General features: G+C 48.1%; 12 protein-coding genes. 3 read left to right on the top strand and 9 right to left on the bottom strand.

All coding sequences use genetic code 11. The annotated features are described in order from the left end of the window. Positions 1-48 precede the first annotated feature (48 nt). Positions 49-1,206: a tRNA guanosine(34) transglycosylase Tgt gene (gene tgt / locus FD967_RS09060; RefSeq protein WP_215325705.1), complete on the bottom strand. Its 1,158-nt coding sequence runs from the start codon at positions 1,204-1,206 to the stop codon at positions 49-51. 8 nt (positions 1,207-1,214) lie between these two features. Then, entirely contained in the window at positions 1,215-2,249 is a 1,035-nt protein-coding gene (gene queA, locus FD967_RS09055) for a tRNA preQ1(34) S-adenosylmethionine ribosyltransferase-isomerase QueA (RefSeq protein ID WP_215325704.1), read from the bottom strand. A 30-nt stretch (positions 2,250-2,279) separates the two neighbouring features. Here queA and recG point away from each other — a divergent pair, with 30 nt between their 5' ends. Next, the gene (gene recG, locus FD967_RS09050) at positions 2,280-4,367 is read left to right on the top strand and encodes an ATP-dependent DNA helicase RecG (RefSeq protein WP_215325703.1); all 2,088 of its coding nucleotides are present in this window, start codon (positions 2,280-2,282) and stop codon (positions 4,365-4,367) included. Positions 4,368-4,415: 48 nt separating this feature from the next. Next, positions 4,416-5,267, top strand: coding sequence for a 4-hydroxybenzoate octaprenyltransferase (gene ubiA / locus FD967_RS09045; protein ID WP_215325702.1), 852 nt, complete (start codon positions 4,416-4,418; stop codon positions 5,265-5,267). Here the strand turns inward: ubiA and proC are convergent. The 5 genes from proC to FD967_RS09020 are packed head-to-tail and all read right to left on the bottom strand — an operon-like array spanning position 5,250 to position 10,786. Beyond that, on the bottom strand, positions 5,250-6,113 hold the full coding sequence (proC, locus tag FD967_RS09040) for a pyrroline-5-carboxylate reductase (RefSeq protein ID WP_215325700.1): 864 nt from the start codon (positions 6,111-6,113) through the stop codon (positions 5,250-5,252). The genes ubiA and proC overlap by 18 nt on opposite strands. Further along, positions 6,110-6,835, bottom strand: coding sequence for a YggS family pyridoxal phosphate-dependent enzyme (locus FD967_RS09035; RefSeq protein ID WP_215325698.1), 726 nt, complete (start codon positions 6,833-6,835; stop codon positions 6,110-6,112). Before FD967_RS09035 ends, proC begins: the two co-directional genes overlap by 4 nt. Next, the gene (glcF, locus tag FD967_RS09030) at positions 6,832-8,112 is read right to left on the bottom strand and encodes a glycolate oxidase subunit GlcF (RefSeq protein WP_215325696.1); all 1,281 of its coding nucleotides are present in this window, start codon (positions 8,110-8,112) and stop codon (positions 6,832-6,834) included. The genes FD967_RS09035 and glcF overlap by 4 nt, the downstream gene beginning before the upstream one ends. A 20-nt stretch (positions 8,113-8,132) precedes the next feature. Further along, the gene (gene glcE / locus FD967_RS09025; protein ID WP_215325694.1) at positions 8,133-9,281 is read right to left on the bottom strand and encodes a glycolate oxidase subunit GlcE; all 1,149 of its coding nucleotides are present in this window, start codon (positions 9,279-9,281) and stop codon (positions 8,133-8,135) included. Next, positions 9,281-10,786 (bottom strand): FAD-linked oxidase C-terminal domain-containing protein, encoded by a 1,506-nt coding sequence (locus FD967_RS09020; protein ID WP_215327250.1) that lies wholly within the window; start codon positions 10,784-10,786, stop codon positions 9,281-9,283. Before FD967_RS09020 ends, glcE begins: the two co-directional genes overlap by 1 nt. A gap of 27 nt (positions 10,787-10,813) precedes the next feature. Between FD967_RS09020 and FD967_RS09015 the strand changes: the two genes are divergently transcribed. Then, entirely contained in the window at positions 10,814-11,383 is a 570-nt protein-coding gene (locus FD967_RS09015; RefSeq protein WP_215325692.1) for a cob(I)yrinic acid a,c-diamide adenosyltransferase, read from the top strand. A gap of 52 nt (positions 11,384-11,435) precedes the next feature. On the opposite strand, the gene FD967_RS09010 is transcribed toward FD967_RS09015, so the two are convergent. Then, positions 11,436-12,560, bottom strand: a complete 1,125-nt coding sequence (locus FD967_RS09010) for a 3-deoxy-7-phosphoheptulonate synthase (RefSeq protein WP_215325691.1) — start codon at positions 12,558-12,560, stop codon at positions 11,436-11,438. Between the two features lie 19 nt (positions 12,561-12,579). Then, positions 12,580-14,070 carry a metalloprotease TldD gene (tldD, locus tag FD967_RS09005; RefSeq protein ID WP_251369024.1) on the bottom strand — a complete coding sequence of 497 codons (1,491 nt, stop codon included), beginning with the start codon at positions 14,068-14,070 and terminating at the stop codon, positions 12,580-12,582. Between the last annotated feature and the right edge of the window lie 22 nt (positions 14,071-14,092).

Below are 14,092 nucleotides of genomic sequence, written 5' to 3'. Positions count from 1 at the left end.
TTCTAAACTGTATGGGGCTTTGAGGGCTTATTTACGCTTCTAGGGCTATTAATCCTGTCCGGGCTCTACGCCGCGCTGGCGATTCCGATGAAATTCTTCGCGATAGGCGCTAAAACGGTCTTTAGCCAAAGATTCTCGGACCTCTTCCATCAGCTGTAGGTAGTAAGAGAGATTGTGGATGGTATTAAGCTGCGACCCCAGAATCTCATTCGCCTTTTGCAGGTGATTTAAGTAGGATCTGGTGAAGTTTTTACAGGTATAGCAAGAGCAAGTAGGGTCGACTGGGCGATCGTCGTCCTTGTAGCCTGAATTACGCAGCTTGAGGTCACCAAAGCGGGTAAAGAGCCAGCCATTGCGAGCATTGCGGGTCGGCATGACGCAGTCAAACATATCAATGCCCAAGCTAACACCTAGCATCAAGTCTTCAGGTGTTCCAACCCCCATCAAGTAATGGGGCATGTGCTCTGGCAGTTTAGGGGCTGTGAAATTGAGGATGCGCTCAAACTCGGGTTTGGGTTCGCCAACCGAGAGGCCGCCAATGGCAATACCGTCAAAGCCCTGCTGACTAACGGCATCCAGGGAGAATTCACGGAGGTTTTCAAACATGCCGCCTTGGACGATGCCAAAAAGGCCGTTGCCAGTCTCCAGTTCGCGAAAGCGTTTTAAGGAGCGATCACCCCAGCGCAGCGACATTTCCAATGAGGCGCGCGCAGTTTTTTCTGAGGTTGCCTGCCCCTTGATTTCGTAAGGGGTGCATTCATCAAACTGCATCGCAATATCGCTATTCAGTACCGCCTGAATTTCCATTGACACTTCTGGCGACATAAATAACTTATCGCCATTGATCGGGGATGCAAAGGTAACGCCTTCCTCAGAAATTTTTCTGAGTGCTCCTAAGCTAAAGACCTGAAAGCCACCTGAGTCCGTGAGGATGGGCTTATCCCAGCCCATAAAGCGGTGCAAGCCACCATGCTTCTTTACAACATCTAAACCAGGCCGTAGCCACAAATGAAAGGTATTGCCTAAGATAATTTGGGCTTTAGCCTCATGCAGATCCCGTGGGGTCATCGCCTTCACGGTGCCATAAGTGCCCACAGGCATAAAGATTGGCGTTTGAACACTGCCGTGAGGAAGGTCAAGCTGACCAAGACGTGCAGGACTGGCAGAGTCGCGCGCGAGGATATTAAAGTGAATAGGTTTTGTCATGAGCTGGTTTAGTTAAGGCGGCTTAAGAACATCGCATCGCCGTAGCTAAAAAAGCGATATTTATTCTGAATAGCATGTTGATAGGCATTGCGGATATTGTCTACACCAGCAAAGGCGCTCACCAACATCAGCAGGGTCGATTTTGGCAGATGAAAGTTGGTCAGAAGACAATTTACCGTTTTGAATGTGTAACCAGGCGTAATAAATAAATTCGTTTCGCCACTAGCCTGCTGGGTTTGAGCCTGACTCTCTAGTGCGCGTAAGCTGGTCGTTCCGACTGCAATGACTCTGCCGCCTGCCTGCTGGGTGGCTTTAATCGCTGCAAGAGTTTGCGCAGGAATTGAAAACCACTCGTAATGCATCTTGTGTTTAGTGAGATCTTCTTCGCGAACTGGTGTGAAAGTACCTGCACCCACATGCAGAGTGACTGTGGCCTGTTTAACACCGAGCTCACTCAGCTGCTGAAGAATGGCTTCATCAAAGTGCAAGCCTGCCGTAGGAGCTGCTACAGCACCAGGATTCTTGGCGACGACAGTTTGATAACGATTAGCATCCTCTTGATCTGGCTGATGCTCGATATAGGGTGGCAGAGGTAATTCACCAAAGCGCTCCAGCAAATCAAACACATTCTCAGGGAAGCGCACTTCATAAAATCGGTCATCATGACCAATCATTTCGACCGGGAAGGTTTCGCCAGCCTGATTGTGTACATGAATAATGCTGCCGGCCTTAGGAACCTTGGAGGCTCTGATTTGTACCCAGGCTTGTTTATCTCCGCTGATACGTTCAATCAGTAGCTCTACATTGCCGCCCGTCTCCTTTTTGCCATGTAGGCGTGCAGGAATCACTTTGGTGTCATTAAAGACTAGTAAATCTCCTGGTTTCATCAGATTCAGGATGTCTGGGAACTGCCTATCAATGAATTGTGCGACATTACCCCCCTCTATATTCAGCTCTAAGAGGCGGCTATCCGTTCTATTTGCTAGCGGGTGCTGAGCAATCAGTTCGGGAGGAAGGTCGTAATTGAAGTCGGAAAGTTGCATAGCATTACCATCAGGTATTGGATTTTAACGATGACGACTAAGCGACCGCCAACTGCACTCGAAAAAATGGGTTTAAACAGCCCTATGGCACTTGCTTTGCACCTGCCGTCCCGTTACGAGGATGAGACTGAGCTCTTCACTATTGAGGAGGCCTTAGGCCTTGGAAGATTTCATTCGATTCAGACTCAGGGCATCGTGATTCGTAATCAGGTGATGTTTCGCCCCAGAAGGCAGCTGTTGGTCACAATTGAAGACGATACTGCTTCGCTGCAACTACGCTTTCTTAATTTTTATCCCAGCCAGCAAAAGCAAATGGCAGTCGGCAGTCATATCCGGGTGCGGGGTGAAATTCGGGAAGGTTATCAAGGCGCAGAGATAGTTCACCCTACTGTTCGTGCAGTTATTCCAGAGGCACCATTGCCAGCGAGCTTGACTCCTGTGTATCCAGCCAGCGCCGGTATCTCGCAAACCATGATTCGTAAGGCGGTGCTCAAGGCCCTTCAGGATGCTAGCCTCAAAGAAAGTTTGGCAGAATTTTTACCCTCCAAACTCGTGGCAGAAATTCTGCCGAAAAATGATTGGCCACCACTGCAAGATGCGATTACTTATTTGCACCAGCCACCTGCCGATGCCAATACCCAATCGCTTTTAGAGCGTACTCATCCCGCTTGGCGGCGTGTGCAGTTTGAAGAATTACTGGCCCAGCAGATTTCTTTAAAGCGTGCGCATGCTATCCGGAGAGAAAGGCGTGCCCCTAGTTTTACGAAGGATCAGAAAGCAAGGAATGCAAGCAAAAAAAATGCCAGCATTGAGGAGGGCTTACTCACAGTTTTGCCCTTTAAATTGACTGGTGCTCAAGCGCGCGTCTGGTCTGAAATCGGGCTTGACCTCTCGAATACCTACCCAATGAATCGCCTGCTGCAAGGTGATGTGGGTAGTGGGAAAACGGTGATTGCAGCATTGGCTGCTGCGCGCGCAATGGATCATGGGTATCAAGCTGCCATCATGGCGCCGACAGAAATTCTGGCAGAGCAACACTATCTCAAAATGCAGGAGTGGTTTGGGTCTGTAGGCGTGAAGATTGCATGGCTCTCTGGCAGCTTGAGAGCCAAGGAAAAACGACTCGCACAAGAAATGATTGAGAGCGGAGAAGCTCAACTCATTATTGGCACGCATGCACTCATTCAGGATAAGGTGAGCTTTGCGAAGTTAGGTTTAGCGGTTATTGATGAACAACATCGATTTGGCGTAAGACAGCGCTTAGAGATTCAGCAACGTGTTGGCTCGGAACTGTTTTATTGTCATCAATTGATGATGTCGGCCACTCCGATTCCACGGACTCTGGCAATGACCTATTACGCCGACTTGGATGTTTCTGTCATTGATGAATTACCTCCTGGTCGTAAACCGATTGCTACTAAGGTAGTGAAGGCAGCACGTAGAGATGAGGTGATTAGCGGTTTACATGATTGGCTAGCAAAGGGACTGCAAGCCTATTGGGTGTGTCCTTTGATTGAGGAGTCTGAAGTCTTGCAATTGCAAACAGCAGTTGAAAGCTTCGAGCAGCTAACAGAAGCACTTCCGAGTTTTAAGGTTGGCCTAGTGCATGGACGCCTAAAAAGTGAGGAAAAGGCTGCAGTGATGGCGGCTTTCAAGGCCAATGAAATCCAGCTATTAGTGGCGACAACTGTGATTGAAGTGGGTGTGGATGTGCCCAATGCGGCACTAATGGTAATTGAGCATGCCGAACGTTTTGGCTATGCACAGATTCATCAGTTACGTGGACGTGTAGGGCGCGGTTCCGCTGATTCAGTGTGTATCTTAATGTACGCTGAGCCACTATCCATGGCCGCTAAAGAGCGCCTACAAACTTTACGAGAAACATCAGACGGATTCGTAATTGCAGAGCGCGACTTATCGCTTCGTGGGCCAGGTGAATTATTGGGAGCCAAACAATCTGGGGATGCGATGTTACGATTTGTCGACCTTCAGCGTGATGCATGGCTGATTGAGTTGGCTCAGACAGCGGCAGAGCGTCTGCTAGCAGAGCATGGCGATTTAGTGGAAAGACATCTTGAGCGTTGGCTGGGCTCTCGCACTGAGTTTCTAAAAGCTTGATAATTGCACCATGACTATGATTGCTATGAAAGAAAGACTAATTATCTGATGCGCGATCGTATTATTGCTTACGCTTACCTGATCCGTCTGGATAAACCAATCGGAACGCTACTTCTATTGTGGCCAACTTTGTGGGCACTTTGGCTAGCAAGTGGCGGTATTCCTAAATGGCATCTTCTTATTATCTTTATCTTGGGAACATTTTTAATGCGTAGTGCTGGGTGCGCTATGAATGACTATGCGGATCAAGATTTTGATCGTCATGTATTGAGAACCAAAAATCGTCCCATTACGAGTGGAAAAATTTCTGGGAAAGAAGCATTAGCCGTAGCAGCCACTTTGGCGTTGATAGCCTATTTACTCATTCAACCTCTGAATGCTTTAACTCAAGAGCTCTCTTTCTTTGCCTTGGCGCTTGCGATTATTTATCCCTTCACCAAACGTTTTTTTGCTATTCCGCAAGCAGTCCTAGGTATTGCCTTTGGCTTTGGAATTCCGATGGCCTATGCCGCTGTATTGGATTTCATTCCAATGGAAGCTTGGATTTTGTTTGTGGGCAATATCTTCTGGGCGATTGCTTACGATACAGCTTATGCCATGGTTGATCGTGATGATGATTTACGTTTGGGTTTGCGCACCTCGGCCATTACCTTTGGTCGATTTGATGTTTTAGCGATTGCCCTGAGTTATAGCCTGCTCTTTCTGAGCCAGATTTGGGTCGCTCAACTAGCCAATCTGAATAATTACTTTTGGGTAGGTTGGTTCTTCGCTGTAGCCTGCGCCGCGTATCACCTGAAGCTAGTGGCTAGTCGCAAGCGAGAAGATTGCTTCAAGGCATTTCGCCACAATAACTGGTTGGGCGGATTCTTATTTTTGGGAATCCTATTGGGTCTTACCTAATTCATCACCCATGGCTTTGCCGCGTTGACTAGCTGCGTCAATCGCTTTTTCAAGTGCACCATGCCAATCGAGTTGCTTGAGCATATCCAGTGCAGCAGCAGTAGTGCCACCCTTGGAAGTGACTCGTTCACGCAGTACACCTGCATGCTCATCTGAGTTGTGGGCTAATTGTGTAGCACCTTCTAAAGTGGCGTAGGCAAGTTTGCGAGCGGTAGCCGAGTCCAGCCCCAGTTTCTCGCCACTCGATTGCATAGCCTCTAAGAAAGCAAAAACATAGGCAGGACCGCTTCCAGAAACAGCGGTAACCGCATCCATGAGTTTTTCCTCATTCACCCAAACGGCTTGACCTACTGCATTGCAAATAGTTTCCGCTAAGGCGCGGTCGGCAGGATTGACGGCAGTATCAGCGAACAGCCCAGTAATGCCTTTACCAATTAATGCTGGAGTATTAGGCATCGCACGTACACAACGCTCATGATCAAGCCAACGACTCATGTCTTTGAGACGAATGCCGGCAGCAATACTGAGAATGAGTGGGCCTGGTGCAGTGGCATGTTTGAGTTTTGCACTTAAAGACTTGGCTACTACATTGAAGTCCTGGGGTTTAATCGCCATGACTACGACATTGTTTTTAGAGAAGTCAAAAGCAATTTGATCCAAGGAGCCAATGATCTGTACACCAAAATCTTGGTGCAATTGCAAGCCAGTACTCGCATTGGCCTCGACTACAGAAAGTTGATTAGCCTCAAAACTATTGGCTAGTAAGCCGCTAATTAAAGCGCGACCCATATTGCCGCCACCAATGAAGGTGATATGTGCGCTTTGGTTTGTTTGTTGTGTGCTCATGTTTTGATCTTATCGCGCTTCCCAAAAATGGCGCTACCTATACGCACCATGGTACTGCCCTCAGTGACTGCAGCCTCCAGATCATCAGACATTCCCATGGAGAGCGTATCAAAGAAATCATACCCAATATCATTACTGTGCTTTGCCTTAATCCCAACAAAGCACTCTCGAACAGCTGAAAAAGATTGACGTTGTTGGTTGATATCATCACTGGGCGCAGGGATGGCCATGAGTCCGCGAAGAACTAAATGAGGTAATTTGGAAATCGCATCACAAAGAGCGTCGACCTCTTCAAGAGCAATACCGCTTTTACTATCTTCTTCACTGACGTTAATTTGAACGCAAACTTGCAATGGGCCTACGTTAGAAAATTCACCGCGTTGACTGGAAAGACGTTCTGCAATTTTGAGGCGATCAATGCTATGTATCCAGTCAAAATGTTCTGCAACATCACGTGTCTTATTACTTTGAAGTGGGCCAATAAAATGCCACTCTAGCCAAGGGCGCAATTTAGATAGTTGCTGAATTTTTTCAATACCTTCTTGGACATAATTTTCACCAAAGGCAGTTTGCCCGGCATGCATGGCCTCCTCAACTGCTAAAGCAGGAAAGGTTTTGCTGACAGCAAGTAGTTGTATGTCCTCGGGCTCACGTTTAGCTGCCAAAGCTGCCAACTCCAGTCGCTGCCTTACCATCATCAGGTTAGTGGTGACTTGACTCATTCTTGGGTTCGGGTTTGTTGGCTAATGAGTTGGTCAACAATCTCGATCCAATGCAGGACTGGAATCTCGTCTTGTTGAAGGTGGGTGATGCAGCCAATATTTCCGGAAACAATGACTTGTGCACCAGACTCTTCGCAAGCGGCATTGAGGTGGGTCAACTTGTTATGACGTAATTGTTCTGAGAGTTCTGGCTGGGTTACTGAATAGGTTCCCGCAGAGCCGCAGCAGAGATGGCTATCAGCACATAAGCGCACTCCAATGCCAATACCAGCTAAAAGACCCTCTACCTTACCGCGAATTTGTTGGCCATGTTGTAGAGTGCAAGGCGGGTGATAAACAACACCAGATTTTGGATCAGCACCTACTAGGGCAACAAGCTCTTCCTGAAGCGCCGGCAAGATTTCTGAGATATCTTTAGTGAGATCGGAGATGATCTTGGCTTTAGCGGCATATTGCGGATCATTCGAAAATAGATGACCATAATCTTTGACCATCACGCCACAACCAGAAGCGGTCATCACAATAGCTTCAACGCCTTGCTCAACTTGTGGCCACCAGGCATCGATATTTTGTTTGGCATTTTCTAGGCCGCCGGCTTGATCGTTTAGGTGGTAACGCAATGCACCACAGCAAGTGGCGTTGGGCGCAGCAATTAACTGTATCTTGAGTGCATCTAAAACACGTGCTGTTGCTGAGTTGATGTTTGGCAGCATGCCAGGTTGAACACAACCCTCGAGCAATAGCATCTTACGTGAGTGGCTAGTCTGTGGTCTTGCATAGGGGTCTGTATTTGTATTGAGTGCTTTATTTTTAGCTTCCGGAATCTTGCGCTGGATACCAGTCGGCATGAGTGGGCGAACTAAGCGGCCAATAGCCATCGCGGAATTAAATAATTTAGGGCTAGTTAAACCCTCTTTCAGAGCCCAGCGAGTGAGGCGCTGACCAAGAGGGCGCTCGGGAGTATTTTCTTCTGCCCACTTGCGACCAATATCGACTAAGTTGCCGTATTGCACGCCGCTTGGACAAGTGCTTTCACAATTACGGCAAGTCAGGCAGCGATCCAAATGCAGACGTGTTTTTTCAGTAGGGGCTTGACCTTCCGCCATTTGCTTGATGAGGTAGATGCGACCTCGAGGACCGTCGAGTTCATCACCAAGTAATTGATAAGTAGGGCATGTAGCCGTGCAGAAGCCGCAGTGCACACATTTTCCAAGAATTCTGGCAGCTTCAATACCCTCAGGAGTATTGGCGAATTGGGGAGCGAGTTGAGTTTGCATAAGGGTGCGAAAAGAGATACTTAAGGAAGGCGTGAAGTAGCAAATATGCCTGCTGGATCAAAGGCGGTTCTGAGGCGTGCTTGCACTGCCTCTAAAGCAGTTGAGTGCACTTGCTCACTCAAAAGGGTAAAGCGTTGCTTGCCTGGATCAACATTGCTTCCTTGCTTAAAGCGGGTTGCATGCCCGCCATGAGCGCTAGCTAAGGCCTTGATGGATGCATAAGTGGCATCATCGCCCAGCGCCTTTAGCCAACGTTGCTGGCCATTCCATTCCAAAGCAATATCACCGCTGATATTTTCATGAGTGAGTGGTCCGCAGGCGGCTGGAAGCGCGAGACGATACAAAGTCTCATCACTGTTGAGGATTGAAAAAACAGCTAATTGTTGTTCTCGCAAAGAAGCCCAAAATTCCTCAGCAACTTGAGGGTCTAATTCGCTTGCCTTGACGGCTGCTCCCATCATCGGAATCGCCGCTTTAACTGCAGCAGTAGCACCGGCTAAGCGAATAGTGAGTTCACCATCACCACCGATTGAATTGCCAATCCAACAGCTTGCAGAGAGTGGTAAAGGCTGACCTGCCCATTCATTGACGAGTTTTAGTGCGCGTGCTTGCGTAATGTTGCAACGCAGAGATGTTGTGGCAGCTGGTCGCGGCAATACTTTTACAGAAGCCTCTAGCAACAGTGACAAGGTTCCCATTGATCCGGGTAGTAAGCGTGAGACATCATATCCCGCAACGTTCTTCATCACCTTGCCGCCAAAGGATAGGTCTTGGCCTTTACCATCGAGGATGCGAACGCCTAGAACAAAATCACGTAAATTGCCCGCGCTAATGCGTCTTGGGCCCGCTAAGCCCGCAGCAATCACTCCACCAAAAGTTGCGCCCTCACCAAAGTGGGGAGGCTCAAATGCCAGCATTTGATTCTTATCAGCTAGAGCAGCTTCAATTTCTTTTAGCGGTGTACCAGCGCGCACAGTAATCACCAACTCTTCAGGCTGGTATTCCAAAATCCCTGAGTAAGTGCGGGTATTTAACTTGGTATAAGAGTTGGCGTTCCCATACCAAGACTTTGTGCCACCACCTTCAATGGATAAAGGAGTTTTGTTTTTAACTGCCGCCAGAATTTGCTCTTGAAATAAGTCAATATTTGCATTGCTAGTTGTTGACATTAAAAGCGCTCCAACTCAGGATGCGGTAAGTTGCCACCACTAATCCGCATGCGACCGTACTCAGCGCAGCGATTCAAAGTAGGAATAGCTTTATCGGGATTTAATAAGCGCTCTGGATCAAATGCGGATTTAACACCCCAAAATGATTCACGTTCACCTTCACCAAATTGAACGCACATGGAGTTAATTTTTTCAATACCAACGCCGTGTTCACCAGTGATCGTGCCATCAAGCTCAACACAGGCCTCTAAAATTTCAGTACCAAATGCTTCAGCACGATGCCACTCCTCTTGATCGGCGCCGTTAAATAAAATGAGGGGATGCATGTTGCCGTCACCCGCATGAAATACATTTAAGCAGGCAAGACCATATTTCTTTTCCATGCCCTGTATGCGTCTGAGTAGGGTGCCAATATTTCTGCGCGGGATAGTGCCATCCATGCAATAGTAGTCGGCAGCCAAGCGACCGGCTGCAGGAAAGGCATTTTTACGACCGCTCCAAAACTTCAGGCGCTCCGCTTCATTTTGAGAAATTTGAATACCGCTAGCGCCGGCTTGCTCCAGAACTTTTGTCATGCGCTCAATTTCTTCTGCAACCTCTTCAGGCGTACCGTCGGATTCGCAAAGCAGGATGGTTTCGGCTTCGAGGTCATATCCTGCATGAACAAATTCTTCTACTGCGCGAGTAGTGGCTTTGTCCATCATCTCCAGGCCGGCTGGAATGATCCCAGCAGCAATGATGGCTGCTACTGCATCGGCACCCTTTTCAATATCGTCAAAGCTAGCCATGATGACGCGCGCCAACTTGGGTTTGGCAACTAGCTTTACTGTGACTTCAGTCACTACAGCAAGCATGCCTTCACTGCCCATCACAATTGCTAATAAATCGAGTCCCGGGGAGTCTGGTGCAAGGCTACCGAACTCTACGATCTCACCGTTCATTAAGATGCCGCGCACTTTTAAAACGTTGTGAAGCGTCAGGCCGTATTTGAGGCAGTGCACACCACCAGAGTTTTCATTGACATTCCCGCCAATAGAGCAGGCAATCTGTGAGGATGGGTCTGGGGCGTAATACAGTCCGAGATGGGCCACCGCTTCGGAGATCGCTAAATTACGTACTCCCGGTTGTACAACTGCAGTTCTAGTAAACGGATCAATGTTGATGATCTTTTTGAGTTTGGCTAGTGAGAGTACTAAGCCCTGGGATATAGGCATGGCGCCACCAGATAGACCGGTGCCAGATCCGCGGGGGACAATGGGCACCTGCATCGCAAAGCAAATCTTCAAAATCTGGGCAACCTGCTCTTCAGTCTCAGGCAGAGCAACTGCCAAGGGCATGCGTCGATAGGCTGCCAGGCCATCGCATTCATAAGGAATCGTGTCTTCAGGCTCCCATAGCAAGGCATGTTCAGGGAGGATAGGGCGCAGCGCCGATACCAGTTTGGATTGCAGGGCGGCAATAGCCGCGAGTTCGGGGGGTGGGGTCACCATATTCATAGGAATCATTTTAGCCATTTACCTATAATTAGTTTTATGGGAAATCGACTTTCAAAAATAGCCACTAGAACTGGCGATGCGGGCATGACCGGGCTTGGCGATGGCAGCCGGGTAGAGAAGGATCATTTGCGCATTTGCGCCATGGGTGATGTAGATGAATTGAACTCCGAAATCGGGGTTTTGATGACCGAATCGATCCCCGAGAGTCTTGCAGAGGAGTTCAAAAACCTATTTTTGCAAGTGCAGCATGATTTATTTGACCTAGGTGGGGAGCTTTGCATTCCTAATTACACCCTACTCAAACCAGAGCAGGTGGCTCAGTTGGATATTTGGCTGGAAAAATACAATGCGACTTTACCTCCTCTGACTGAATTTATTCTTCCAGGCGGTACTCGCGCAGCTTCTCAGGCCCACGTCTGTCGCACAGTCTGTAGACGGGCAGAGAGATCGATTGTGCGTTTGGGTTGGGAAGAGCCCTTATACGATGCTCCGCGTCAATACGTCAATCGCTTATCAGACCTATTGTTTGTGTTGGCGCGGGTACTCAACCGTGCGGCGGGTGGTCAAGACGTTCTATGGAAGCACGAAAAAAAAGAGACTAAATAAACTAGTCTCTTTTAAAGTTAATAAAGCAGTTTCACTTTATTTTCTGATCTCATTATTTCTTTGTTTTTCTGCGGTTCTTCACAGCTAAAGCCAAGCGTTGTAATACGTTGACTGAGTCTTCCCAGTTAATGCAAGCGTCCGTAATACTCTTGCCATATTCCAATTTGTTTGGATCATCTTTTCCAGGTGAGAATTTTTGTGCGCCATCATTGAGGTGACTTTCAATCATGACTCCAAAAATTTGATGTGAGCCAGATTCAATTTGCTCAGCAATATTTTCTGCCACCACAATTTGACGCTCATGTTTTTTGCTGGAGTTCGCATGAGACAAATCCACCATCAAGCTGGCTGGAAGCTTTGCTGCATCTAGTTCAGAGCAGGCTACTTGCACATACTGCGCCTCGTAGTTTGGCTCTTTACCGCCGCGCAAAATAACGTGACAGTCTTTGTTACCCTTAGTTTCTACAATAGATACTTGACCGTTCTTATGAACAGATAAGAAATGATGCGGACGACTAGCTGCCTGAATGGCATCAGTAGCAATCTTGATGTTGCCATCAGTACCATTCTTAAACCCGATTGGTGCTGAGAGGCCCGAAGCTAGTTCGCGATGCACTTGACTCTCGGTTGTGCGTGCGCCAATAGCGCCCCAAGAAATCAGATCTGCAATGTATTGCGGAGAAATCACATCCAAAAATTCGCTACCTGCAGGCATGCCTAGGCGATTAATTTCCATCAGCACTTGGCGAGCCATTCGCAAACCTTCTTCAATGCGATAGCTCTCATCTAAGTACGGGTCATTAATTAAACCCTTCCAACCAACAGTGGTGCGTGGTTTTTCAAAATAGACTCGCATCACAATTTCGAGTTCACCCGAAAAACGATCACGCTCTGCGAGCAGTCTTTGGCAGTACTCTAATGCTGCACGGGGATCATGAATCGAGCAAGGTCCGATGATCACGAGCAGGCGATCATCTTTTCCATGAATGATGTCGCGAATCTTTTTACGTGTCTTGCTGATGAGCGCTTCTGTGGGTGTTCCAGCGATCGGAAAGAAGCGAATCAAATGCTCTGGTGGTGGCAGAACAGTAATATTGTGAATGCGTTGATCATCCGTGTCTGACGTTTTATCAACGGCAGCGTACCAGTTTGCGGGATTCGTATTTTGTTGGCTCATCCTTTTATTTTAAGCCGTATTAAGCCGTTCCTCCGACAGTCAGGCTGTCGATGCGTAAAGTTGGCTGCCCGACGCCCACAGGGACGCTCTGACCTTCCTTGCCGCAAACCCCGATACCGCCGTCTAATTTCAGGTCATTTCCGATCATAGAGACCTGTTTTAAGGACTCAGGACCACTACCAATGATGGTAGCGCCTTTGACGGGATATTGAATTTTGCCGTTTTCTACCCAATAGGCCTCTGAGGCTGAAAATACGAATTTACCGCTAGTAATGTCGACTTGACCGCCACCAAAGTTAACCGCATACAGGCCGCGTTTAATACTGGCCACGATTTCTTGGGGATCATCCTTGCCAGCCAACATATAGGTATTGGTCATGCGTGGCATCGGTAGGGAGGCAAAACTCTCGCGCCGTCCATTGCCTGTCAGGGGCATATTCATGAGCCTGGCATTCAGACTGTCCTGAATGTAACCCTTCAAAATACCATCTTCGATCAAGGTGGTGCATTGGGTGGGTGTGCCTTCATCATCGATATTGAGTGAGCCACGACGACCAGAAAGTGTTCCGTCATCAACTACGGTGACACCTTTAGCAGCAACTCGCTGCCCAATACAGCCAGCAAAAGCAGACGAGCCCTTGCGGTTAAAGTCGCCCTCAAGGCCGTGACCTACCGCTTCATGTAGTAACACCCCAGGCCATCCTGGCCCCATCACTACTGTCATTGGACCTGCTGGGGCAGGGCGAGAATCCAGATTAATTAGTGCGCCATCAACAGCCTCATCAACATATTGATTAATCAGTTCTGTATTGAAGTAGTGGTAATCATGACGAGCTCCACCTCCTGAAGACCCAGATTCGCGACGACCATTTTGTTCGGCAATCACATGGACTGATACCCGCACCAGTGGACGTACGTCAGCTGCTAATAGGCCATCAGCTCGAACGACGAGCACCACATCAAACTCACCAGCTAAGCTAGCCATAACCTGAATGATGCGCGGGTCACGCGCTTTTGCACGACGCTCAATACCTTCGAGTAAGGCAATCTTTTCTTGGGGTGCTAGTGAATCTAAAGGATTTAAGTCTGAGTAGAGTTCATTGGAAACGGGTGTAAAGATTTTGCTTGCAACAGCACGTGTACCACCTTGGGGTCCAATCACCCGAGTAGATTTAGCTGCTTTATTCAGGGCCTCTAAATTAATTTCATCAGAGTAAGCAAAGGCAGTCTTATCTCCATAGATCGCACGCACTCCAACACCCTGATCAATGCTAAAGCTGCCGGATTTCACAATTCCCTCTTCTAGGCTCCAGCTCTCGCTACGAGTATGTTGGAAATAAAGGTCAGCATCGTCGAGCTGATGCGTAAACATATTGCCAAAGGTGTGATGCAAATCTTGCTCAGAGAGGCCAGTTGGCTCAAGCAAAATGGATTTAGCCAGCTTGAGAAGGTCAGTCTGTTTCTTGGGCTTTGTCCAATCACTTGGAAATAATGCTTCTGGTGCTCTCATCTTGATTTGCTGTACTTTCTGT

The sequence above is a fragment of the Polynucleobacter sp. JS-Mosq-20-D10 genome (assembly GCF_018687755.1).
Taxonomy (GTDB): Bacteria; Pseudomonadota; Gammaproteobacteria; order Burkholderiales; family Burkholderiaceae; genus Polynucleobacter.
Note: the sequence above shows the minus strand (reverse complement) of the source record. Positions and strands in the feature narration are given on the sequence as shown.